The sequence below is a fragment of the Undibacterium cyanobacteriorum genome, from assembly GCF_031326225.1.
GTDB classification, from domain to species: Bacteria; Pseudomonadota; Gammaproteobacteria; order Burkholderiales; family Burkholderiaceae_D; genus Undibacterium; species Undibacterium cyanobacteriorum.
Window position 1 is genome coordinate 2,831,992 of record NZ_CP133720.1, and the last position, 25,284, is coordinate 2,857,275.

Annotated in this window: 22 protein-coding genes; 5 read left to right on the forward strand and 17 right to left on the reverse strand. The window is 48.0% G+C overall.

Features of this window, described 5'->3' with window-relative positions; genetic code table 11:
* Position 1 precedes the first annotated feature (1 nt).
* From RF679_RS12000 to RF679_RS12015, 4 genes are all read right to left on the reverse strand, one after another.
* On the reverse strand, positions 2 to 511 hold the full coding sequence (locus RF679_RS12000; RefSeq protein ID WP_309480868.1) for a pilus assembly FimT family protein: 510 nt from the start codon (positions 509 to 511) through the stop codon (positions 2 to 4).
* 134 nt (positions 512 to 645) lie between these two features.
* Complete coding sequence (locus RF679_RS12005; RefSeq protein WP_309480869.1) at positions 646 to 1,110, reverse strand: type II secretion system protein; 465 nt, start codon at positions 1,108 to 1,110, stop codon at positions 646 to 648.
* A gap of 122 nt (positions 1,111 to 1,232) precedes the next feature.
* Entirely contained in the window at positions 1,233 to 2,462 is a 1,230-nt protein-coding gene (locus tag RF679_RS12010) for a type II secretion system F family protein (RefSeq protein ID WP_309480870.1), read from the reverse strand.
* 8 nt (positions 2,463 to 2,470) lie between these two features.
* Positions 2,471 to 4,174 (reverse strand): GspE/PulE family protein, encoded by a 1,704-nt coding sequence (locus RF679_RS12015; RefSeq protein ID WP_309480871.1) that lies wholly within the window; start codon positions 4,172 to 4,174, stop codon positions 2,471 to 2,473.
* A 281-nt stretch (positions 4,175 to 4,455) separates the two neighbouring features.
* Here RF679_RS12015 and RF679_RS12020 point away from each other — a divergent pair, with 281 nt between their 5' ends.
* The 5 genes from RF679_RS12020 to RF679_RS12040 all read left to right on the forward strand — a co-directional run bounded on the left by RF679_RS12020 (position 4,456) and on the right by RF679_RS12040 (position 10,139).
* Positions 4,456 to 5,376: an AAA family ATPase gene (locus tag RF679_RS12020; protein ID WP_309480872.1), complete on the forward strand. Its 921-nt coding sequence runs from the start codon at positions 4,456 to 4,458 to the stop codon at positions 5,374 to 5,376.
* A gap of 17 nt (positions 5,377 to 5,393) precedes the next feature.
* Positions 5,394 to 6,407 (forward strand): DUF58 domain-containing protein, encoded by a 1,014-nt coding sequence (locus tag RF679_RS12025; RefSeq protein WP_309480873.1) that lies wholly within the window; start codon positions 5,394 to 5,396, stop codon positions 6,405 to 6,407.
* Between the two features lie 29 nt (positions 6,408 to 6,436).
* A complete protein-coding gene (locus tag RF679_RS12030; RefSeq protein WP_309480874.1) occupies positions 6,437 to 8,416 on the forward strand; it encodes a transglutaminase TgpA family protein in 1,980 nt (659 codons plus the stop codon).
* Positions 8,416 to 9,561 (forward strand): lytic murein transglycosylase B, encoded by a 1,146-nt coding sequence (gene mltB / locus RF679_RS12035; protein ID WP_309480875.1) that lies wholly within the window; start codon positions 8,416 to 8,418, stop codon positions 9,559 to 9,561. Before RF679_RS12030 ends, mltB begins: the two co-directional genes overlap by 1 nt.
* A 266-nt stretch (positions 9,562 to 9,827) precedes the next feature.
* Positions 9,828 to 10,139, forward strand: a complete 312-nt coding sequence (locus RF679_RS12040) for a hypothetical protein (protein ID WP_309480876.1) — start codon at positions 9,828 to 9,830, stop codon at positions 10,137 to 10,139.
* Positions 10,140 to 10,286: 147 nt separating this feature from the next.
* On the opposite strand, the gene cysM is transcribed toward RF679_RS12040, so the two are convergent.
* The 13 genes from cysM to serC all read right to left on the reverse strand — a co-directional run bounded on the left by cysM (position 10,287) and on the right by serC (position 25,227).
* Positions 10,287 to 11,189: a cysteine synthase CysM gene (gene cysM, locus RF679_RS12045; protein WP_373921776.1), complete on the reverse strand. Its 903-nt coding sequence runs from the start codon at positions 11,187 to 11,189 to the stop codon at positions 10,287 to 10,289.
* 174 nt (positions 11,190 to 11,363) lie between these two features.
* Positions 11,364 to 11,795: a ComEA family DNA-binding protein gene (locus tag RF679_RS12050; protein WP_309480878.1), complete on the reverse strand. Its 432-nt coding sequence runs from the start codon at positions 11,793 to 11,795 to the stop codon at positions 11,364 to 11,366.
* A 178-nt stretch (positions 11,796 to 11,973) separates the two neighbouring features.
* Entirely contained in the window at positions 11,974 to 12,882 is a 909-nt protein-coding gene (gene rfaE1, locus RF679_RS12055) for a D-glycero-beta-D-manno-heptose-7-phosphate kinase (RefSeq protein WP_309480879.1), read from the reverse strand.
* Positions 12,879 to 14,258 carry a UDP-glucose dehydrogenase family protein gene (locus RF679_RS12060; protein WP_309480880.1) on the reverse strand — a complete coding sequence of 460 codons (1,380 nt, stop codon included), beginning with the start codon at positions 14,256 to 14,258 and terminating at the stop codon, positions 12,879 to 12,881. The genes rfaE1 and RF679_RS12060 overlap by 4 nt, the downstream gene beginning before the upstream one ends.
* Before the next feature lie 110 nt (positions 14,259 to 14,368).
* Entirely contained in the window at positions 14,369 to 15,544 is a 1,176-nt protein-coding gene (gene lapB / locus RF679_RS12065) for a lipopolysaccharide assembly protein LapB (RefSeq protein ID WP_309480881.1), read from the reverse strand.
* A gap of 117 nt (positions 15,545 to 15,661) precedes the next feature.
* Positions 15,662 to 15,976, reverse strand: coding sequence for a LapA family protein (locus RF679_RS12070; protein WP_309480882.1), 315 nt, complete (start codon positions 15,974 to 15,976; stop codon positions 15,662 to 15,664).
* A gap of 268 nt (positions 15,977 to 16,244) precedes the next feature.
* Positions 16,245 to 16,550, reverse strand: coding sequence for an integration host factor subunit beta (locus RF679_RS12075; RefSeq protein WP_309480883.1), 306 nt, complete (start codon positions 16,548 to 16,550; stop codon positions 16,245 to 16,247).
* Positions 16,551 to 16,682: 132 nt separating this feature from the next.
* On the reverse strand, positions 16,683 to 18,383 hold the full coding sequence (rpsA, locus tag RF679_RS12080) for a 30S ribosomal protein S1 (protein ID WP_309480884.1): 1,701 nt from the start codon (positions 18,381 to 18,383) through the stop codon (positions 16,683 to 16,685).
* Positions 18,384 to 18,637: 254 nt separating this feature from the next.
* Positions 18,638 to 19,318, reverse strand: coding sequence for a (d)CMP kinase (gene cmk, locus RF679_RS12085; protein ID WP_309480885.1), 681 nt, complete (start codon positions 19,316 to 19,318; stop codon positions 18,638 to 18,640).
* The gene (gene aroA, locus RF679_RS12090) at positions 19,315 to 20,652 is read right to left on the reverse strand and encodes a 3-phosphoshikimate 1-carboxyvinyltransferase (protein ID WP_309480886.1); all 1,338 of its coding nucleotides are present in this window, start codon (positions 20,650 to 20,652) and stop codon (positions 19,315 to 19,317) included. The genes cmk and aroA overlap by 4 nt, the downstream gene beginning before the upstream one ends.
* A 215-nt stretch (positions 20,653 to 20,867) precedes the next feature.
* Positions 20,868 to 21,797, reverse strand: coding sequence for a prephenate dehydrogenase (locus RF679_RS12095; protein ID WP_309480887.1), 930 nt, complete (start codon positions 21,795 to 21,797; stop codon positions 20,868 to 20,870).
* Positions 21,798 to 22,116: 319 nt separating this feature from the next.
* Complete coding sequence (pheA, locus tag RF679_RS12100) at positions 22,117 to 23,190, reverse strand: prephenate dehydratase (protein ID WP_309480888.1); 1,074 nt, start codon at positions 23,188 to 23,190, stop codon at positions 22,117 to 22,119.
* Between the two features lie 936 nt (positions 23,191 to 24,126).
* On the reverse strand, positions 24,127 to 25,227 hold the full coding sequence (gene serC, locus RF679_RS12105) for a 3-phosphoserine/phosphohydroxythreonine transaminase (RefSeq protein ID WP_309480889.1): 1,101 nt from the start codon (positions 25,225 to 25,227) through the stop codon (positions 24,127 to 24,129).
* Positions 25,228 to 25,284: the final 57 nt, after the last annotated feature.

Genomic DNA, 25,284 nt, shown 5'->3' on the forward strand with positions numbered 1-25,284 from the left:
GTTAGCGCACATAACCCGTCTCCGCATCGATATTGATCGTTCCACCAATACCACCAGTAATCGTAATCACTTGATTGGTAGTCGGAATCATGCGACCGAGCGCTGTGAAGCGCGCATTCAAGGAAGCCCCAAACGCCACTCCTGTCGGAGCTTGGCGACGATACCATTTACCATCCACAGGATCACTCACTGCGTTCACAGAGGTTCCAGCTGCAATTGTGCAGTTGGCATCGACCGCAACATAAGTTAAACAGATGTAACCCGAGGCTTGATCAATTTGCACCCAGACATCGCGCCGATGGGCAATGGCCGTTTTCTGGGCAAAGCGCAAAGCTGTCTTTGTTTGATCAACAAAGCTCACTGAATCATAATCAGTACGATTAAAAAAGCGCGGCAAAGCGATCGCTGACAGCAGCCCCACCAACACGATAATCAGAACAAGTTCGACCAAAGTAAAACCGCGCCACAAGCGACTTTGAATTGGTTTGCAATCGCGTTTCAAACGTCTCATCTTCGTTGATCAAAACTACATGATTCTGATAAGAAAAAACAACCCAAAATATGAGCAAAAAAATAAACAACACTCGCGCTCGATCCAAAAACAAATTAGCCGTCGAAACGGCTAATTTGTTTGTACGCTGCGGACTAGGTGCAGTTAGCTGCAGTGAGACCTGAATTGTCATAGGTCGGCGGGAACCCCAACGAGCTTGGTACGGTATAAGTCACGACACATGCAGGATGGCCAGCGTCTGACGCAACCGTAAAGACCGTCGCAGAAGTCGCCGTCAATACAAACTCATTCGCGTCCAAACCAGCGGCAACGGCGATTGAATTTACCGCTGAGGTAGGGTAAGCATCCGCCATTGGCACCACTGATCCCTCCATCGTGACCGATGCGGAGGCCGCCAATTGTTGTGTCAACTGAATTGAATGTGCCAAAGCAGCTCCCGCTTTAATCGAAGCAAGTGCACCATTCATTTTCGCGATGCGGGCTTGCGTCTGCAATGCAGCAAACTTTGGCAGCGCAGTTGCTGCCAACAAGCCCAGGATCGTGATCACCACGACCAATTCAATCAAGGTAAAACCCTTGCGACGATGACGAGTTTTCATAATTCTTTTCCTTCAACGTAAAAAAAACAAACACAATTAACCTTACCACGCCCATCTCAACTTTCAAAGCGAGCGGCTGATTTATGTACCGATAGGCACACATCCTGCAACGAATCTTCTACTTATTTTTTCAGAGCGACGCGTCCAAGATCCCAAATTGGTACAAATACACCGAGTGCCAAAACCAGGACCATCACACCCAAAATAATAATCAAAATAGGCTCGATATTTGATGAGAGCGTCTTAAGCTCGTACTCCACTTCGCCCTCGTACATGGTAGCGATTTCATCCATCAATTCATCAAGTGCACCAGTTTCTTCGCCCACCGCAATCATTTGCAGGACCACAGGCGTGAACACGTTCGTCGCTGTTGCTGTTCGTAAAATACTGTCGCCTCGCTCAACACCTTCACGCATATTCTCAACATGTTGTGCAATGAAGGTGTTATCAACCGTACTCGCCACCACGTTCAAGGCCTGCACTATCGGCACACCGCTTTTGCTCGATAGTGCGAAACTGCGGGAGAAACGGGCTAGTGTCGCTTTAAGAACGATCCTACCAAATATGGGAAATTTCAAAATAACTCTATCCCACCAGAAACGCCCCGCTTTCGTCGAAATAAAAGACCGAAATGCGATCACAACGCCAATCACGACAGCAAAAATCAGGTACCAGTAATCCACAAAAAATTCTGACATCCCTAACAAGAATTGCGTCAAGACTGGGAGTGGTGCATTAAAACTCGCGAAGACTCGGGCAAATTGAGGGATCACAAAGATATTGACGACAACCAAGGCAATCACCATCACCGCCAATACAAAGACGGGGTATCGCAATGCAGTCTTAATTCGATTACGCATATCGCGTTCAAACTCGAGGTGTTCTGCTAATCGCAGCAGTATTAAATCGAGTCGCCCAGTCATTTCACCGACGCGTACCATACTTACATAAAACAGGGAAAAAACATTGGGATGCCGACGCATTGCGGCTGACAGCTCACGACCTGAGTCCAAAGATTCGCGCAAATCTTGAATCACTTTTCGAAACGCTTTGTTGACTGAGGATTCCTGCAAACCCGCAAGCCCTCGCATAATCGGCACGCCCGCACGTATCAAGGTATATAACTGCCGACTAAACAACTGCACATCAATCGGTGAAACACGCCCCTCCCGAATCCGACGCCACAAGGATGGTATTGAGGCATCACCACTTGCCGTGGCTGGCTCAATCGAAGTCGGAACGACACCATTTGAAAAAAGTTGGCGCGCCACTGCATCGGCGTCAAGGGCTTCCAAGACGCCTTGCACTAAATCTCCGTTTGAATTTCGTGCTTTATAAGAAAAAAATGGCATAGACGTGCTTACTCATCGATTTGGTTACTGATACGCATCGCTTCACTAACTGTCGTTATACCAGCCAACACGAGATCAATTGCATATTTCCGCAGCGTCTTGCCTGCCATTTGAGTTTTCGCGGCCTCAATGAATTTCGCATTATCATCTTGATGCGCGGCATCAATGACTGGCTTTGTCATCTCGAGCAGTTCGTACACACCAGTTCGACCACGATACCCCGTACCGTTACAATGCCCACAACCACGGCCTGCATGGTAGTGATGTTGATCAATTTGATCCGCAAGATCTATTGATAACCATTCGCGCTCGGAGGTGCTCAATTGATGCTCCTGCCGACAGCTCTCACAAATGACACGAACCAAACGCTGTGCGAGCACCGCTTGCAATGAACTGCCCATCATAAAACGAGGCACACCCATGTCGAGCAAACGAATTGGCGTGCTGATCGCATCATTGGTATGCAATGTCGAAAGCACCAAGTGACCGGTCATCGCCGCACGCATACCGATCTGTGCAGTTTCCTGATCACGCATTTCACCAAGTAGCAAGATGTCCGGATCTTGGCGCAAGGATGCGCGCAAAACCTTGGCAAAAGTTAATTCAATTTTCTCATTAACCTGGACTTGATTGATGCCGGGTAAGCGATATTCAACCGGATCCTCGACCGTAATTAACTTACTCTCTTCGCGATTCAGTTCGGATAAAGCACCATACAAGGTGGTCGTTTTACCGCTCCCAGTTGGCCCCGTCACTAAGACTAAACCGTTGGGCCTTTGAATAATGGAGCGAAAACGTTCGAGCATTTCACGTGGCATCCCGATCTTATCAAGATTCAGAATACCTCCGCTCTGATTCAGCAAACGCATCACAATCGACTCGCCATATTGCGTTGGCATGGTTGAGATACGCACGTCCACCTGCTGCTGTCGCACTTTGATGATAAAGCGACCATCCTGCGGCAGACGCTTCTCAGAGATGTCCATTTCTGATATTAACTTCAAACGCAGCGCCAACGCGCTCGCAATTTTGATATCGGCTTCAGTCTGGAGATGCAACATGCCGTCGATGCGAAAGCGAATCAACAAGCGTTTCTCTTGTGGCTCAATGTGAATATCTGAAGCCCGCACTTGGGTAGCATCATTAAAAACGGACTGCAGCAACTTGACGACGGGAGCATCTTCGGTGGCGGTCTCTGTGACGAGAGATTCGATATCGACATTCCCATCCGACAGTTCTTGCTCAAGCTCACGGGCGAGATCGGTAATCGCCTCAGTGTGTCGATACAGGTTATCGATCGCAGCTAGCAAATCATTTTCATTCACCACGGCCAAATGAATGGTGCTTTTGAGGATTCTACTAACCTCATCGTAAGCAAAAAGATCGGTCGGATCGACCATCGCCACCAAAAACCCGTTATCTCTCTGTTCAAGCACGAGAGCTCGAAAACGCCGCGCCTGCAACTCAGGCAGCTTCTTAACGATATCAGGTTTGATATTGTATTGACGTAGATTGACGAAGCTGATGTCCAATTGTTTTGCCATCGCCTGAGAGATCTGATCCTCAGTCACGTAGCGATTTTCAACAAAGACCCGACCTAGCTTTTTACCGGTACGTTTTTGTTCAGCGAGCGCAAACAAAAGTTGATCCTCAGTGATCAGCTTCTGTTGTACCAAAATCTCACCCAAACGAATTTTTTCTGGCCTCGCCATTCTTATCCTTTGTTCACGTACCACACCAACACTTTAGTCGCTAACACACCAAAGCCTATTGATTATTGTCATTCCCCTGCAGCACTGTCAATTACAAACCAAGACAAACCTAATCACCACACCAATGAAAAAACAAAACTGCCGTCTATTCTCGTTCACGCATCATTCGGTCTCGGGATTTTAAGCTTACCATGCGACACCTTTTTCAGATATTCGGTATGATAACTGTGTAGCCGATCTATCGATTGATGGCATTACTCAAGATTCTATGGGAAAAACACATGTTTTCAAAAGTCCATGAGGTTGCAAAACAACTTAATCAAGTCATCATTGGCAAGGAAACTCAGGTGCAGCAAGCCTTAGTATGCTTACTTGCTGGCGGCCACCTCCTGATCGAGGACGTTCCTGGTGTAGGCAAAACCACTTTAGCACATGCTCTAGCGATTTCCTTGGGCCTTAAATTCAATCGCTTACAATTCACTTCGGATCTCCTACCAACCGATGTAGTCGGCGTATCGATCTTCGAGCGCGAAAAATCGCAATTCATATTTCACCCAGGTCCGATTTTCACCCAGGTTCTATTGGCAGACGAAATTAATCGTGCCACGCCTAAGACACAATCGGCCTTGCTAGAGGCGATGGAAGAGCAGCAGGTCAGTGTTGAAGGACAAACGCGCGCCCTACCGCAACCTTTTTTTGTCATTGCGACTCAAAACCCTACGCATCAAATCGGCACCTTCAATCTTCCGGAATCACAACTTGATCGCTTCTTGATGTGCGTCTCGCTCGGCTATCCAGACGCCAAAGCAGAACGCGCCCTTCTCGCCGGCGAGGATCGTCGCAGCCTACTCAAGCATTTACCCGCTGTGATGCAAAATGATGAACTCCTCGCAGTTCAAAAAAGTATTAAAGCCATTCATGCCTCGAGTGCCCTGATTGACTACATACAGAAACTAGCCGCTGCTACGCGAACAGGTAATTGTTTTGCCGAAGGTATGAGTCCCCGCGCCTCACTGGCTCTCATGCAAGCCTCCAAAGCATGGGCAGCACTCGAAGGGCGAGATCATGTCATGCCAGAAGATGTACAAGCAGTGTTGGTACCAACCATTGCACACCGGTTACGACCACTCAAAGCAGTCAGTTCGAAAGCGAATGCGAGCCAAGAGTTACTGCTTGAAGTGATGCGCTCGATTGCCGTTTAAAGACAGGGCTAATCCACATGGCATTGCTCGATCCGCTCCGGCGTCAATTTAGACGTGTGGTATTTCTCGAAAAGGCGCCCGAGCCAGGTGAACTCACGCTCACTCAAAGACGCGTGTTCACCTTACCGAGCAAACCTGGGCTCGCGTTTCTATTGGTTCTGGTCATCTGCTTCCTCACTTCCACCAACTACAATTTGAATCTCGGCTTTGGCATGACTTACCTCTTAGGGGGCATCGCCATTGTGAATGCTTTCTATACATTCCGTAATTTAGCCTATCTCAAATTGAGTGCGAGCGATGGCGCGCCAATATTTGTCGGCGACAACGCTGAATTTCACTTTCACGTTAATAACGCTGACTCTCTCGCCCGATACGCTCTCCATTTCAGTTTTCGTCAAAGTCCCCAGCAAACCCAAGTGATCGACCTAGAGGGGAACGAAAATGTCACCGTGAAATTAAAGACGGCAAGCCAACAACGCGGATACATGGCTTGCCCGCGCGTTCAAATTCAAACTTGGTTTCCACTTGGATTATTACGTGCGTGGAGCACCTGGCTTCCAGACAGTAAGACCTTGGTGTATCCACGCCCCGAAGATAACCCACCGCCACTTCCCACCGATGGCCCCACTGGCGAACAAGGGATCAGTACAAGCGGACAAGAAGAGTTTTCTGGAGTACGCATGTATCAGCAAGGCGACCCTCTGAAACATCTATCCTGGAAACACATTGCTCGGGTCGATCTTGATGCAGGTGGTAATCTCATTAGCAAACAATTTTCCGGCGCCTCGGTTGGCGCTGTGTCAATTATTTTCTCTGAACTCCCTGCTCAATTGGACCTTGAGAGTAAGATCTCAAGAATGACCGCATGGGTCCTCGATGCGGAACATCAAGGTCTTCCCTATTTCTTCGAGATCGGTCGCTTGAGCATCGGCCCCGACCTCGGCGAACAACACCGCAACACCTGTCTCAAAGCTCTCGCCTGTTTTGGTGTTGACGAAAGTAATGCGATTACAAGTGAGGTTGAAAGATGAAACCTCCGAGCGCAATTGACAACTTTTTTATGAGTCGCGAAAAGACTGACACTTTGTTTCTTGTCGGTGCTTGCTTACTGGTCATCAGCAATCATTTTTCCAGTGCTCTACCGTGGATTACGCTCAGCTCGTGTAGCTTAATGTTAGCGCGTGCTTGGCTCACCTTTTCGGGAAGAGCGTTACCACGAAACCTCATTTTGGTCCCCATCGCCTTATTACTCATGGGCGGCATCTTCTACTCGTATCGTAGCTTTTTCGGTCGGGAAGCTGGCGTCGCCATGTTGATCTTGCTGCTCGCCTGCAAAATGCTTGAAATGCATGCACGACGAGATTTGTTTGTCGTGGTGTTTCTGGGCTTTTTCCTAATACTTACCAGCTTCTTTGATTCACAAAGTTTGTTAAGCGCGCTGCAGGTGAGCGTCAGCGCACTCGCCTTATTAATGGCGCAACTGAGCTATCAATTCCATACTCGAACGATGCCGCCGCTCAAGCGCTTGCGTATGGTGGGAAAAATTGTCGGGCTTTCCATCCCCCTCACGATCGCCTGTTTCTTCCTTTTCCCTCGCCTACAGGGACCACTATGGGGATTACCGAGCGATGCTAACGTGGCGAGAACTGGGCTCTCGAACTCTATGTCGCCCGGCAACATCAGTAAACTCGCCATGTCAGAAGAGCTTGTGTTCCGAGTTCGATTTTTCGATGTAGTTCCAGAAAAAAGCAAAATGTACTGGCGCGCCAATGTCTTGGACGAATTTGATGGCAGAACATGGACTGCAGGCTACTCACCTGAGCTCAATAAAAAACCGAACCGCGATGCGATACAAGTTAGCGGCAAAGCGATCCGCCACGAAGTGACGATAGAGCCCAACGGGGAACGCAATATTTTTGCGCTCGAGCTCCCGAATTCACTTCCGCAGATCGAAGGAAACACCAGTAGCCTCACACCCAACGCTGAATTGGTCACGAGTCTGCCTTTACAACAACGCACGCGTTATCTCGTCACGTCCTATGTCGACTACCGCTTTGAGAGCAGTATTAGCCCAGCCAGCGTGCGTCTTAACACGTCAATTCTTCGACGTTTCAATCCCAAGACGGCGGAATTCGCTGCCCAGCTGAAGTCACAATTTGCTCGCCCACAAGATCAAATCCGCGCCATGTTGAACTATTTTCGGAGCGAAAATTTTTACTACACCCTAGAACCCCCAGCCTTAGGAAGAAATACAGTTGACGAGTTCCTCTTCAATACACGTTCTGGCTTCTGTGAACACTACGCCAGCAGTTTCGTGTTAGTGATGCGATATCTCAATATTCCAGCACGGGTTGTGACGGGCTATCAGGGCGGCAATATGAATACCCAAGATGGCTATCTTGAAGTACGGCAGTCTGACGCCCACGCTTGGGCAGAAGTCTGGCTATCCGAGTTAGGTTGGGTGCGAGTTGACCCAACCGCAGCAGTCGCGCCTGACCGCGTTCTCAAGAACCTCAGCGCAACTCAAAAACCAGGCACAATTGCTGACCTCGTCGGCAATGTCATGGGCGGTAACACGTTAGTGAACGAGCTCAGAATGCGTTGGAGTGCGCTCAACAACGCATGGAACCAATGGGTCCTCAACTACAATGAAACCAAACAAAATGGTCTACTAGAAAATTTAGGTTTACGTGATCTCGATTGGACCAAAGTATTGACCCGACTATTTCTCGTCGGCGCTCTCATATTGGGCTTAACTGCTTTACCGCTGCTGCGTCGCAGGGAGAGACGGGTGTTAATCGATCGGCTATACTCGCGCCTTTTGGATAAATGCAGTCGCAAAGGGATTGCAAAACACTCCCACGAAGGACCTCGAAATTTTCTTCTTCGTTTGCAAGCGACCATGCCAACGACCATCTCAGTCCCACAACTACAGGCGATCGAACAATTCATTGAACTTTACATCGCCAGTAAATATGGGCGGTCAACACCCGCAGAACACATCGCACAGTTGCGACGTCTCTTGAAACAAATCAAATAATGAACAACTTACGTCTCTCCCTTCAAACCAAAATTCTCGTGCAAGGTCTGCTTTGTTTTGTATTGGCCTTTACTAGCACGGTCAGCTACGCTGGTAAGCAAAAAAAGGTAGCACACAAAAATAGCAAAACCGTCTCTACAGTCATCATTGGTGAAGATCGCCATTTCAATACATGGGATGATGTCCAAGAAATGAAACGTCAACTTGAGAAGGAGAACCAGTTCTCAAGCTCGGAATTTGAACGAATCATGAAGCAAGCTCGATATGTGGAATCCGCCGTCCAAGCGGTGAAACCCATGCCCCCTGGAAAACCGAAAAACTGGAAGATATATCGCAGTCGCTTTGTTGAGACAGCACGGATCGAAGCAGGTCTTCGCTTTTGGCAACGCAACGAAAGCCAACTCAAAAAAGCAGAACAGGATTTCGGCGTTCCCGCTGAAATTATTGTGGGCTTAATCGGCGTCGAAACCATTTACGGAAAAAATCTTGGGCGCTACCGAGCGATTGATGCAATCACCACGCTCGCGTTTGCCTATCCAGACACACCTAACCGCGAAACTCGCAGCGCTTTCTTTCGAAAAGAACTCACGCAGCTTTTATTGTGGGCGCGCGATCATCAAATTGATCCGCTCAGCGTGAAAGCCTCATACGCTGGTGCAATTGGACTCTGCCAATTTATGCCAACAAGTTTGCGTGAATTCGCAGTTGATTTTGACCTCGACGGCAAAATTGATTTGAGAGATTCCGAAGCCGACGCCATCGGTAGCGTCGGCAACTATTTGATGAAACACGGATGGAAAAGTGCTGTACCGTATGTCTTTCCAGCCACCATCCACACTGTTGAGCCAAGCACAAACATGGATGCATCGAAATCAGATAACGCGATCCAGCAATTCCTTGATCGCGGGCTGAAAGCAAGTCTACGCCTAAACGAATTACGTCCTTTCGTCACAACACCAAGTGCCGATGCACCAAACAATTTACTCTATGGCTTAATCGATTTACAGAACGGTGAAGACCCAACTGAGTATTGGTTGGCGACCGAAAATTTCTACGCAATCACCCAGTACAATCGCAGTTATTTCTATGCGATGTCCGTGATCGACCTTGCTCAAGCGATTAGCAGTGCCCGCATGAAAAATTAAAATAAATATCATTAGCCAAATGATATGGCTTTTTTGCCGACATTATCGATAAAAAATATTGCAAATAAGAATTTTTTGTACTAGAGTAATGTTATCTAATGATACATTTATGATGGTTTCGAGGAAAGTGTCAATAGATTTAACAATTTTCTTTATTGTTTTCTTGCTTAAAAAGTAGATAATTTTGTTTTAAAGATATAGTATTACTGTTTAAGTAATTTATTACAGTGCCCTCCTGCAACATAAATAACCATTAAAACGAGGTAATGATGCCAAACTTGACACAACTTGAATCAGATGAAATCGACTACGATCCAAATAATCTTTTGGATACTTTGATCAAACAATTGCATCTGAAAAACGATGCCGCCTTGTCACGTGCATTAGAAGTTGCACCGCCGGTGATCAGTAAAATTCGTCATCGTCGTTTGCCAGTTGGTGCATCTTTGCTCATCCGTATGCATGAAATCAGCGATGTCAGCATCAAGGACTTACGTGGTTTGATGGGTGATCGCCGTGCGAAGTTCCGTATCAGCGACAAGCAATTCAAACCAAAAGATCCAGCGACAAATTCCTAAACCCTCATTCGGGTTGGCGATCATTCGATGATCGAAAAAAAATCGAAGCGCAGTGTGAGCTGGCTTCGATTTTTTATTTCCGGCATCGTTTAAAGTTCACTCGGCAGTCGCCAAAATCTTGGCGACTCCATATACCGCAACAATCAATTACGCCGGGAAGACACCGGTCGATAAATAACGATCTCCACGATCACATACGATGAACACGATGGTGGCGTTTTCAACTTGCTCGGATAAACGCAAAGCAACTTCGCAAGCACCGGCCGCGGAGATTCCGCAGAAAATACCTTCTTCAACCGCCAGTCGACGCGCCATCACCTCTGCGGCAGTCTGACTTACGTACTCCAAACGATCGACGCGTGCTTTGTCATAAATTTTGGGTAAATAGGCTTCTGGCCATTTGCGTATCCCAGGTATCTGCGAACCTTCATCCGGCTGCACGCCAACGACCTGAATCTCCGCGTTCTGTTGCTTCAAAAATGCAGAAACACCCATAATCGTGCCCGTGGTTCCCATGGCACTCACAAAATGAGTCACACGTCCCTTAGTATCACGCCAAATTTCTGGACCTGTACCTTCGAAATGCGCGAGTGGATTATCACTGTTTGCAAACTGATCTAAGATGACACCTTTGCCTTCTCTTTGCATCTTTTCTGCTAAATCACGTGCTGTTTCCATCCCACCAGCCTGTGGTGTTAGGATAATTTGCGCACCATAAGCTGCCATACTTTGACGACGCTCTACACTCAGATGCTCTGGCATCAATAGCACCATTTTGTAGCCTCGCATCGCAGCAGCCATCGCCAAAGCAATCCCGGTATTCCCGCTCGTGGCTTCGATCAGTGTATCGCCAGGCTTAATTTGGCCCCTCTCTTCTGCTCTTTTGATCATCGATAAGGCTGGACGATCTTTCACGGATCCTGCGGGATTATTACCCTCAAGCTTACCGAGAATAATATTGTTTCTGAGACGCGCCGCTTCACCGGGTAATCGCTGCAGGCGAACGAGAGGCGTGTTACCTATCGTGTCTTCAATACTGAGGTAGGTCATGATTAACATTAAGTGACTTTGTCGAAGTCCTCATTCTACCGCTTGGACGACTTTGCTGCTTATATGAAAAGGTAGTATGGATATTCCGCTTGTCGATACAAAAAATCCCCTGCAGAGAGGGGATTTGATATGGATTCAAAACGTTCTTTTATGAACACTTTGTTCACACCGCGATTATTTTGATGTCGCTGCTTTAGATGCGCTAGACGGTGCAACGGCTGGTTTGACCGCTGGTGCAGACGCTGGCGCACTTGCAGCCGCCTTCGCTGGAGCCGCAACTGGTGCGCTAGCAGAAGCACTCGCGCCACTTGCAGCAGCCGCAGGGCGTGCTTTACCGTTCACTGTTAAACCAGCTTCTGACAATTTTGCAGCACTTTTGTCACCGATGCCTTTGACGCGAGATTCAAAGTCAGCCCAATCCTTGAATTCACCATGTTTTTTACGCTCACTCAAAATCGCTTTTGATTTGACCGGTCCCAAACCTTTCACGCCATCCAAGGCGGCTTGATCAGCCTTATTCACATCGACATCCGCGAAGGCAAAGCTAGTCATCGCAAACACGCTCAACAACAAACCAAAACTGATTGCAACAATCTTTTTCAACATATGATTCTCCCTGTTCACAACTTCACAAAAAATGAAAATACATTGAAACTCAAATCGATCAACAAACACCTACGCAGTCAGCTTCAATGAGTCAATAACGTCACTATAAATCGTTGGTTGACAATTGTTGGTTGACTCTTGAAATAACCGACGTCAATCAGTTGTTTTCAATCCGTGCTCAAGCGAAAAGCTCTTCGCGAGTAACGGTCGCAGTACCCAACTTGCCAACCACTATACCACCCGCACGATTTGCGATTTGTACGGATTCCAACATAGACCGTCCCTCTGCGAGCATGGCGGCGACGCTCGCTATCACCGTATCCCCCGCACCGGAAACATCATAAACCTCGCGCGCGGTTGCTGGAACCGTATAGACTTCATCTGCCATAAATAAACTCATACCTTCTTCTGACCTCGTCAGCAAAAGGGCATCGAGTCGGAGTTGTTGACGTAAATTCTGCGCTTTCACAAGCAAATCTTGCTCACTAGTCCAATCACCAATCACTTGGCGTAATTCAGATTTATTGGGCGTTAACATGCTGGCACCAGCATATCGAGAAAAATCGCTGCCTTTAGGATCGACCAAGACCGGCTTGTTTAGCTGTCTCGCAGCCGAGATCATGGTTGAGACATTGACCAGACTTCCCTTGGCATAGTCGGACAAAACCACAACATCAAACTCTGCCAACAAACTCGTGAAACGCGTCAACTTATCTTGCAGGACGTGGGCACTAGGTTTTTCTTCAAAATCCACTCGCACCAACTGTTGTTGTCGACCGATAACACGCAGTTTAATAATGGTCGAAATCGTTTCATCGTGATTCAGGTAACTGGAGATCCCAGCGCTCTTGAGCAAATCTTCAACACTCCGCCCTGCTTCATCACTCCCGATAACACCAAGCAAGCCTGCATCGAAACCCAAGGCGGACACGTTGCGAGCGACGTTCGCTGCTCCGCCGAGACGATCTTCACGTTTTTCAACACGCACGATTGGCACCGGCGCTTCGGGCGAAATACGGTTAACTTCGCCAAACCAATAACGATCGAGCATGACGTCGCCAGCAACCAGAATACGTTTGTTTTTCATGATTCGTTTTGCGTCAAAATGGCGCGACCAATCGCATGATATTCAATTCCCAGAGCTTTTAATTTGGCAGGCTCATACAAATTACGACCATCAAAAATAATCGCTGCATTCATCTGATCGCGAACCTGTGCGACATCTGCTTCACGGAATAATTTCCATTCAGTGACGATGATGAGTGCATCTGCACCTGGCAGCGCGGCCATATGATCCGATGCAAATTCAATCTGTTCAATCAGCTGTGGTGCGTCCGCAAAATCGAGTGCCAATACGCGTTTGGCCTCTTCGATCGCAACCGGATCATAAGCAGCAATACGAGCTCCCGCACGTAAAAGCTCATTAATCAAAACGCGTGACGACGCTGCCCGCATGTCGTCGGTGTCAGGTTTAAAAGCCAAGCCCCACAAGGCAAAACGTTTTCCCTGCAAATTCGTACCAAAGCGAGCATGCACTTTTTTGCCAAGAACTTGTTTCTGCAATTCATTGACTTCTTCGACTGCCGCAAGAATACGAAGATCATGCCCATACTCCTGCGCTGTACGAGACAATGCTTGCACATCTTTTGGAAAACATGAGCCGCCATAGCCACAACCAGCCAACAAGAAACTCGGTCCAATGCGCGGGTCGGATCCGATACCTTGTCGAACTGCTTCAATATCAACACCAACCTTATCCGCGAGATTGGCAAGCTCATTCATGAAAGAAATGCGAGTCGCCAACATCGCATTGGCAGCATACTTGGTGAACTCTGCCGAACGCACATCCATCCAATAGATCTTACGTCCTGCCGCTTCAAAGCTCGCGTAGACTTCGCGCATCACCGCTTGGGCTTGCAAACCTTCAGCATCGCTTTCGTGACCGATAACGATACGGTCAGGCTCCATAAAATCTTTGACCGCTGCCCCTTCCTTCAAAAACTCTGGGTTGGATGTCACAGAAAATCCAATGTCTACTGCGCGAGACTTCAATTCATTCGCAATTGCCGCAGCGACTTTCCCTGCTGTTCCAACGGGCACAGTCGACTTATCGACGATTACTTTATAACCCGTCATGTGACGACCGATATTGCGAGCCGCTGCAACTACATATTGGAGATCAGCCGAACCATCTTCGTCTGGCGGCGTCCCAACGGCGATAAATTGCACATCACCATGCGCCACACTTGCTGCAATGTCCGTTGAAAATTGGAGGCGACCGGCGGCCCGATTTCTGGCGACAACTTGATCCAATCCCGGCTCATGAATCGGAATGCCACCGTTATTTAAGATATCGATTTTTCGCTGATCAACATCAAGGCAAAACACTTCATGTCCCACCTCTGCCAGACATGCACCCGTCACGAGGCCGACATATCCAGTACCAATAATCGTAATTTTCATTTTCAGATTTTTTCTTTTAGAGTTTGATGCTTTGTTGTTTGTTACGCTTGCTCGCCGCTCAGTTCTGTTACTTCCATCATTTCGATCGGTCACTGATTTCAGAGTATTCCTTAATTCATCACGTTCAATTCTTCAGTGCGACGCGGCGGATAGGTTTCCCATTTACTACAGCCTGGACACTGCCAATAGAATTGACGAGCCTTGAAACCACAATGCGTACATTGATAACGAGTCAGCCGCTGCGCATAGCCCGAGACTAAGTTCTTCACTAACGACAATTCTGGTCGCACCTCGGGTGCAGCGACCATCAAGCGTGCATCAAGTAATTTATCAAGCCCTAGCAAGGTTGGTGTTCTTCTCAATTCAGCACTCACGATCTGGTTCGCATCGGTCACCGACTCTAGCTCTAAACTCGCTTTAAATACGACTTCCAGTAGATCAATTGATGGCGCTTCAGCCAGATAAGACTTCAAGAGATTTAAACCTTCTTGCGGCCGCTCTAACTTGCGATAGCCGTCCATCAAGCGCTGTGCAACGAGTGCAACATGCGGCATGCTCTGCTGTTCGACTCGCTTCCAAGCGGAGACCGCCTGTTCATAATCACCTTTGCTAGCGTGAATATCACCCATCAAAATGGTGGCACGCACATTATGGCGATCAGTCGCGATTGATTTCTCTAACATCGCCATTGCCGCTTCTGGATGAGTATGAACCAATTCATCTTGAGCAATCTCACAATAGAACTGTGCGATTTCTTTTTGTTTGCCGCCCGCACCGGATTCTTGCAACGCTACTGCAGCGTCAATCGCACGCAGCCATTCTTTTTCGCGCTGATAAATCTCGAGCAAAGCACGTCGTGCTGGAATCGCGTATTGGCTGGTCACCAGTTGATTGAAAGTCTCTTCTGCACGATCCAATAGGCCGGCTTTGAGATAATCTTGTCCAAGCTCATACATCGCTTGTGTTTGCAGTTCAGCAGGCAGATCTGGGCGCGATAGCAAATTTTGATGGACGCGAATAGCACGTTCCGTCTCACCGCGACGGCGAAACAAATTACCCAAAGCGAAATGCATTTCCACCGTCTCGGGGTTCATGCGCAAGATCTCGATAAAGGTATCGATGGCCTTATCGGGATGATCATTGAGGAGAAAATTGAGGCCTTTAAAATAGCCTTTTGGTAGGCTGCTCGATTCTGATATCAATTGTTTGATATCGACGCGCGCAGCAATCCAGCCAAGGCTGAAAAAAAGCGGAATTCCTAATAACCACCAAATTTCAAATTCCATAATTTTTTAATTCTAAGTATTGGACAAGAGAGGAATCAATCAAGGATCACGGCAGGCAAGATAAATGCAGAACTCGCTGAGGATTGTATGCAATTTTATCGTGCACCGAGACCCCGGTTAAGGATTGCGCACAGCGTCAGGTGTCGGCGCTTGAGTGGCGGCCAACTGCGCAGCCTCGCGTTCTTTTTCAATTTCCGCAATGGTCTTCTTATGGCGGGAAATATCACGACGATGACGAAATACCATTGGCGCCATCCCTATCAAACAAAACACCGCACCGGCAACAAAAAACCCCAATAACATAATGACGAGGGGCGCAGTAGTTTGATAGCCCCAAAAATAATTCAGCGTCACGATTTGATCATTCTTGAGCGCAAAACCAAAGAATGCGACAAACACGATCATCCAAAAAATCTTAGAGAGAAATTTCATAACACCTTCCTAACGAGGAAAATTACTGCTCATTCTTACCTTCTGCTTGAGCGTGAACAGAGCACACGGACAACTCACAATTCGATCAAGGTCAAGCTTCGACAATTTCACACCTATATGCACTCAAAAAGGCGAAATCATATCGGTAGAGATACGACACACTGTGAATTTTGAAATTGTACGTGAAAAAAAACGGCATATCGGAAATCCGCTATGCCGTTTTTGCTTTTAGTGCAAATTACTCACTGTTTTTCCATACTTTAGCGACTTAGTCGCGCAGTATTGGTTGCCCAACTGTCGCATCGACGCGCTCACGTAACTCTTTGCCTGGTTTGAAATGCGGCACCCGTTTTTCAGGCACCATCACTTTATCGCCAGACTTAGGATTACGTCCGATACGCGGCGGACGACTGTTTAAAGCAAAACTTCCAAAGCCACGAATCTCAATGCGCTGGCCAGTAGCCAAAGCATCAGACATCGCATCTAGGATCGTTTTGACAGCGATATCTACATCTTTTGCAACCAGTTGCGGATATCGCTCAGCCAGACGAGCAATGAGTTCAGACTTCGTCATTTGTTCACCTCAATCAATCCAATTCTAGGGCGCATCGCTATGTCGCTTGTCCTCGCAATACGAGTGTATTGCTGCGGGAAGCTTCGTGCGCTGCATCCCCATAATTGAATTGCTAGAGCTGCCATCATCGACTTAGTTCTTATTGTCGAGCTTAGCTTTCAACAAAGCACCGAGGCTTGTTGTGCCAGAAGCTGCGCTGGAGTCAGCAGACATCTTTTGCATTGCTTCTTGTGTTTCTGCAGAGTCTTTTGCCTTGATAGACAATTGGATGCTGCGTGCTTTGCGGTCGATGTTCAATACCAATGCTTCAACGCTGTCACCAACTTTCAAGTGTGTACCAGCATCTTCCACGCGATCGCGGGAGATTTCAGATGCACGCAAGTAGCCTTCAACTTCGTCTGCCAATTGGATCACTGCGCCTTTAGCTTCAACAGATTTCACTGTACCAGTGACTGTCGCGCCTTTGTCGTTCATTGCGCAGTAGTTATTGAATGGGTCACCTTCCAATTGTTTTACGCCGAGAGAAACGCGTTCACGTTCAACGTCGATCGCCAAAACAATCGCTTCCAGTTCATCACCTTTCTTGAACTTGCGAACTGCTTCTTCGCCAGCTTCATTCCAAGACAAGTCAGACAAGTGGACCAAACCGTCGATGTTGCCTGTCAAGCCAATGAACACGCCGAAGTCAGTGATGGACTTGATCGCGCCTTTAACTTTGTCGCCTTTTTTGAAGTTCAAAGAGAAGTCATCCCATGGATTTGCTTTGCACTGTTTCATGCCCAAGCTGATACGACGACGTTCTTCGTCGATTTCCAATACCATAACTTCAACTTCGTCACCCAACTGAACAACTTTGTTTGGTGCAACGTTTTTGTTTGTCCAATCCATTTCGGAAACGTGGACCAAACCTTCGATACCTTGTTCAACTTCAACGAATGCACCGTAGTCTGTCAAGTTTGTTACTTTACCGAACAAACGTGTGTTTGCTGGGTAACGACGTGCCAAACCTGTCCAAGGATCATCGCCCAATTGTTTAACGCCGAGAGAAACACGGTTTTTCTCTTGATCAAACTTGAGGATCTTCGCAGTGATTTCTTGACCCACTGTGAGAACTTCAGATGGGTGACGAACACGACGCCATGCCAAATCAGTGATGTGCAACAAGCCATCGATGCCGCCCAAATCAACGAACGCACCGTAGTCAGTGATGTTTTTAACCAAGCCAGTAACCACTGTGCCTTCTTTCAGGTTTTCCATCAATTTCTGACGTTCTTCACCCATAGAAGCCTCAACAACTGCACGACGTGACAACACAACGTTGTTACGCTTACGGTCGAGCTTGATAACTTTGAATTCCATTGTTTTGCCTTCGTAAGGAGTTGTATCCTTAACTGGGCGTGTGTCAACCAAAGAACCTGGCAAGAAAGCGCGGATGCCGTTCGTGAGAACTGTCAAACCACCTTTTACTTTGCCGTTGACTGTACCAACAACCATTTCGCCAGACTCCAACGCTTTTTCGAGCGCGAGCCATGATGCCAAACGTTTTGCTTTGTCGCGGGACAAGATTGTGTCACCGAAACCATTTTCCAATGATTCGATCGCTACGGATACGAAATCACCGACGTTAACTTCCAATTCACCTTGGTCGTTTTTGAATTCTTCAACAGGGATAAAGGCTTCAGATTTGAGGCCTGCGTTCACGATCACGAAATTGTGGTCGATACGAACGACTTCGGCAGAAATCACTTCACCGGAACGCATATCTTGGCGTGACAAGGACTCTTCGAACAAAGCGGCGAAGCTATCAGCACCGGTTGCGAAATCTTGAGACATGTAGACTGTAGACATAATATTTACGAGTTAGCCGGAATAGGACAAAGGTCTATTTACCGGGTTAAGTTAAACAAACTCATTCAGGCTTTGCGCCCAAATGAGAACCAAAAAAGAAACAGCAAGCCACGATGACTTGAAAGTTCCAAAGCGCCGTTCAGAAATTCGATTCTGGGGATGCAGTGCTAGGCGCCTCCCGGAGCAGTACTCACGTACTGCGAGGACAAGCAACAACGCAATGCGCCCCATAATCGGATTTATCGAGCTTCGCGAATAGCGTTTGTGTATAGAGTTAGTATCTGATGCACTGCTTCATTTGCAGTGATATGAGACGTATCTAGAAAAAACGCGCCTGGTGCGGGTTTGAGAGGCGCTTCTGTGCGAGCCATGTCGCGAGCATCACGTTCTGCCAAATCTTTTACCAAGTCCTCCATATTAGCAGGAAAACCCTTTTCAATCAATTGCTTATAGCGTCGATTTGCACGCGCTTCCACACTTGCTGTCAAAAACACCTTTTGTATGGCATCGGGGAAGATGACGGTCCCCATATCGCGACCGTCGGCAACCAAGCCTGGTGCTTGTCGAAACGACATTTGCAACTCCACCAATGCCTTGCGCACCAGTGGCAAAACGGCAATTTTAGAAGCGGCCACACCGATCGCCTCTTGGCGTACTGCGTCAGTCACATCATCGCCATCGAGGAAAACGTGGCCTTTCTCAAAGCGACAAGGCAACACACGTGCTAAATCTGCAATGGCTTGCTCTTCCCACAAATCGATACCATGCCGTATAGCCGACAGCGCGGTCAGGCGATACAAAGCACCTGAGTCCAAATAATGAAAACCTAATTGTTTGGCAACACGGTGCGCAACCGTCCCCTTTCCAGAGGCAGTTGGACCATCGATACTGATAACGGGAATGCTAGCCAGATCGCTCAAAATAAATCCTCGTGCTTAATTTTCGTGAAGGCTTCGAAGAAATCCGGAAAAGTCTTAGCAACACACTTCGGTTCATTAATACGCATTGCCGCACCTTGACGTGCGACACCATCCAAAGTCGCTAACGAAAAACACATCGCCATCCGGTGATCATCGTAAGTATCAATTGTAGCGGGTTGCAAGCGCTCCGGTGGCGTTACGCGCATAAAATCCTGACCTTCTTCAACCACCGCACCAATTTTTCGCAATTCTTTTGCCATTGCTGCAATACGATCAGTTTCCTTCACGCGCCAACTTTCGATATTGCGCAGCGTCGTCGTACCATTCGCATACAAAGCAGCAATCGCGATCGTCATGGCTGCATCAGGAATATGATTGAAATCCATATCGATCGCATGCAAAGCACCATTGCTTTGCGCCTCTATCCAATTGTCGCCCATGGAAATACGGGCTCCCATTTTCTCAAGCGCCTCAGCGAATCGCACATCGCCTTGAATGCTGGCTTTTCCGACACCTTCAACACGAATAGGACCACCGGCAATCGCGCCCGCTGCCAAGAAATACGAAGCAGAAGAAGCATCTCCTTCGACATAAATTTCAGCCGGCGACACATAATGCTGGCCCATCTTGATTGTGAACATTTGCCAACCATCGCGTTGCACTTCGACACCGAAGCGCGCCATCAAATTAAGCGTGATTTCGATATACGGTTTTGAGATCAATTCACCGATCACTTCGATCTGAATGTCACTCGTCTTAGCAGCCAAGGGAGCCGCCATCAGCAGTGCAGTCAAAAATTGACTCGAAACATTACCCTTCACTTGCATACGTTGCGCATGAATGTGACCACGTTTGATGTGCAATGGCGGATAACCAGGATTTCCAGTGTAATCAATTTGCGCACCAACCGCATTCAACGCATCGACCAAATCACCGATCGGACGTTCATGCATGCGTGGCACACCGTGCACAGTGTAATCGCCACCCAGCACAGCGAGCGCAGCGACCAATGGGCGTATCGCAGTACCAGCATTACCCATAAAAAGATCCGCATGCGCATGCGGGAAATGGCCGCCAGTACCTACCACCGTATAGTTTTGCGTGTGGTCCTCTTGGGTCCAATGTACGCCAAGACTATGCAAAGCATTCAGCATCACCAATGTATCGTCCGATGCCAATAGTTCATGCACCTTGGTCGTGCCTTTCGCTAAGGCAGCCAGCAACAGAATCCGATTCGAAATACTTTTCGAACCAGGCAGCTTGACGGTCCCCTGCACTTTCATGGTGGGATGAAGATCGAGATACGGTGGATAGGACTTACTATGTTCTTTCATACACGATTCCAAAAAACGGTTCTAAAAACAATTCAAAAATTCTTCTCTATGCATTTATGCCCAGCACTCAGGTCCGCTGATTTAGGTTTTCACCCCCATCGACTGCGGCGGTGCTTGCGACTGCTAAGTCTATTTTCTACTCTGATAGATCAAGTGGATCAACTAGGTAAATAAATCATGAGACTAACCGAGTCGACGCAAATTTCGATTGCGATCTAATCGCCACCATAGCGGCTTTGAGCCTCCGCTGCTTCAATCGCAGTAATCCAATTCACGCGCGCCTCTTGAGCACGACGATAAACATGTTCTAGCGCAGCGGCATCCGCATTTTGTAAATACTGTCGCAGGTGCGCAAGTTGTTCGGTATAAGAATCCAATTCTTGCAGCAAGGCCTCTCGATTCGCGATGCTAATATCGCGCCACATTTCAGGCGATGATCCAGCGATCCGCGTAAAGTCACGAAACCCGCTCGCGGCATATTGAAACAGACGATCCGCGTGCGGCTTGGCGGCAATATCTGCCACCAAAGTGTAAGCCAATAAATGCGGCAAATGACTGACCGAGGCAAAAACTTGGTCGTGCTCTTGTGGCGTCAAATAGTGAATGATCGCACCACAAGCCTGCCATGCCTGCGCAACTCTGGAGAGCAAGTGGTCGGTATTTTCTGGCAAGCGGGTAATGACCGTTTTCTTCCCCACGTAGAGATCACTTAAAGCGGCGCTCGGACCATTCTTTTCTCGACCAGCGATAGGATGTGCTGGCACAAACTGCGCCACTTTTTCTTTGAGAGCCTGACGCGCAGCTATGACCACATCGGTTTTCGTACTACCAACATCAGTCACCACCGTATGCGCTTGTAGCAACGGATAAATCGCTTCTAGAATTTTTGTGGTCTGTGCGACGGGAGTGGCAATCACAATCAAATCCGCTCCTTCAAGCGCACTCGCCAGATCGAATGTATGGCTATCGATAATGCCTAATTGCTGCGCTTCTTCGAGTGCCGCTTGGTGCCGATCGAGACCGACAATATGGCGCACCATGCCCGCTTTTTTGAGCGCTAAAGCGAACGAACCGCCAATCAGACCAACGCCGATAAGCACGAGTTTGTTAAAGAGTGGACGCACGGACGTCTCATCATTCTTCATTTTTAAATCACTATCTACCATTTATTTGTTGGTACAGTTTCTTGACCGCTCCCTTCTCCCGCGCGCGGGAGAAGGGCTGGGGATGAGGGAGATTTGGATATCAAACAAGAATTCAGAAAGCTAGAATACAAGAGCAACAACAAACACATTGCCACTGCATGTTACCGTTACTGCCCCCCTCACCCTACCCCCCTCCCGCCCGCGGGAGATGCTTATTATCTGAACATACTCACTCCGAATATGCATCACACCGTCAAGCCATCGAACTTCTGAGCAGCGCGGCTTGCACCCGCCCTACGAAATCAGCCGGGCCTTAACATCAAACCGTACAAGGATACGAGCCAAGGATCTTAAAGAAAGCCGCGTCGTGATTAAGCTCGTCCATCGCCGCTTTCACTTTGTTGTCCATCGCATGTCCCTCGACATCGACATAAAAGTAATATTCCCAGTTGCCGGTACGCGCTGGACGGGACTCAAAACGTGTCATCGACACGCCGTGTTTCGAGAGCGGCGCTAACAGGTTATACACCGCACCTGCTTTATTCGGCGTTGCCAAGACGATGGAAGTTTGATCCTTGCCACTTGGTGTCGTGCGTAGACGGCCAATGACCGCGAAACGAGTACGATTATGCGGATCATCTTGAATATGGGCACTGACGATACCAAGGTTGTACTGCTGACCAGCGATTTCACTCGCGATGGCAGCGACACTGGCATCCGCCCCCGCCATGCGAGCAGCTTCCGCATTTGATGCAACCGCTTGCCGTTCGATGTGAGGATAGTGCTGATTGAGCCAAGCTTGGCATTGCGCTAAGGCTTGAGAATGGGCACAGATACGCGTCACACCAGTCATGATGCCCGACTTGCTCATCAGACTATGTTGCACTGGAATCGACACTTCGCCGCTAATCATCAAGCTGGTTTGCAGCAAAAGATCGAGAGTACGGTTGATCGCGCCCTCGGACGAATTTTCAATTGGCACCACGCCAAAATCGGCCGTTCCTGCTTCAGTTGCGCGAAATACTTCATCAATAGAAATGCAGGGCAAGGCCTCAATCGCGTGTCCAAATTGTTTATAGACCGCTTGCTCACTAAAGGTACCGACCGGCCCCAAAAAGGCCACAACCACGCGGCGCTCCAAGGCGCGGCATGCCGACATAATTTCACGGAATATCAACTGAATCGCATCCGTATGCAGCGGGCCTTGATTTTGGTCCGCCATATTGCGCAAAACCTGCGCTTCGCGCTCAGGGCGAAATACCGGCGCATTCGTTTCCGCCTTCACATGCCCGACTTCTTCAGCAACACGGGCACGTTGATTTAAAAGCTCTAAAATCGCCGCGTCGATCGCATCGATTTTTTCACGTAAAGGAAGTAATTTATTGTCACTCATTTCAAAACCTAAAAACCGTTTTTTTCGAATCAAACCAGCTTGCATAACACGTATCGCAAGCACATCTGAAAATTTAAAAGTAAAACCATTTCTCGTTCAAGCTTGTGGCTTGATTCATCAGCTCCACGGTTTCTAGGTGATGGCTGGTACCATGTGAAGAAAGGGCTGATAAAGCAGATAGATTTTATTTATTCCCAACCAATCTAAGAACAAGCGCAAATGTAGGACGGGTACCGCCCGCACTGTTCAGATGCCGGATATTCTGGCGACAAGGGTTCCCCAACTACGTCCCCACCTACTCTCTTGGAACTGAACATTTCTTAAATGGGCTTATTGACAACACTTGAATTTGATACGGAAACAGCCCATCTCGATCAGTATCAGAAACATTGACTCTAAAATCTTTCACAATCATTTTTGCCTTTGCTTGCCGACAAGGCTGTGATTCAGTTGGTCGGGGCGCCTTCAATTTCCGAAAATTTTCATCGCTACCTATCTCAAAGTGCTTAAAATATTGCGAGAAGACCGACCCGCTATCTAGGCCCAAGTCAGATGTCACCTCGAAATGCATATCTGTAGCCTCACTCTCCGAGACCTCCACTTCTCCAGTCAAGATCAATTGTCCAGAAAAATAAAAGTCACCTGAGTAATATCCGCCAGAACTCAAATATTTATCCAAGGAAATCCTTTTCTTAGAAAGATCCACTGAATTACCATCCGTCGTTACCAGATCGCACGCTGCAACCAACTTAACACCTGCTGGTAGCGAGACTTCTAAGTTCTGTAGCGCTAGTCCACACTGACACTTCATGTCTTTATCGTATTCAAACTCCAATTGTTTTGAAAGTTTAGAACATTGTCTTTCTGCGGGCCACGCAGAAAGAAACAAAGAGAAAAACACTAAAAAGGTCAGAAAAAATCTCAACTCACTGCCTCTCAGGACGCGTTTGCAAAATCCCGCATAAACTCCACCAATGCCTGCACACCTTCAATCGGCATCGCATTGTAAATTGATGCACGCATACCGCCGACTGATTTATGTCCTTTCAATTGCAACAAGCCGCGTTCTTTGGCGGCACTTAAAAACGCTGCATTCTGACTTTCATCACGCAGATAGAAAGGCACGTTCATGCGTGAGCGGAATTGCGGTGCCACTTTAGTGACATAGAAATCGGTACTATCGAGGTAGTCGTATAGCAATTGCGCTTTGGCGATATTGGCGCGCTCCATCGCCGCAACGCCGCCTTGGCGCTTCAACCATTGGAACACTAAACCGGCGATATAAATGGAATAAGTTGGAGGCGTGTTGTACATGGAATCATTGTCCGACACATTTTTCCAATCAAATGCAGACGGGCAAATCGGCAATGCATGACCTAATAAGTCTTCACGAACGATCACGAGCGTCAATCCTGCGGGACCAATATTTTTTTGCGCACCACCAAAGATCACGCCGTAGCGACTGACATCAATTTGACGCGACAAAATGTGGGAGGACATATCCGCCACCAAAGGTGCGCCGTTGGTTCGATCAGCGATTTCGGGAACGAAATGATATTCCACACCATCGATGGTTTCATTCGTGCACAGATGCACGTAGGCGGGATCGGCGCTCAAATTCCATGTACTTGGATCAGGGACACCATCAAAGCCCGTGCTTTCACTCGATGCAGCGACGTTCACCGTGCCGTATTTTTTAGCTTCTTTGATCGACTTCCCACTCCAGGAACCGGTGTGAATAAAATCGATGGTTGCTGGTTGCGCTTTGCGGCCAACGAGGTTCATCGGAATGATGGCATTTTCACCCAAACCACCGCCTTGCAAGAACAGAGTCTTGTAGTTATCGGGGATCTGCAACAGCTCGCGCAAATCAGCCTGGGCTTGCGCCAAAATGGACATAAATTCGGGTCCACGATGACTCATCTCCATGACTGACATACCGCTGCCATGCCAATCCAGCATTTCATCGGCCGCTTGTTGCAGGACTTCTTTAGGGAGTACCGCAGGACCTGCGGAGAAATTGTAAATCACGCTCATCAATACCACTCTATTGAAACGATTTGGGTGCGCCACACCAAAATTGTCTATACGACC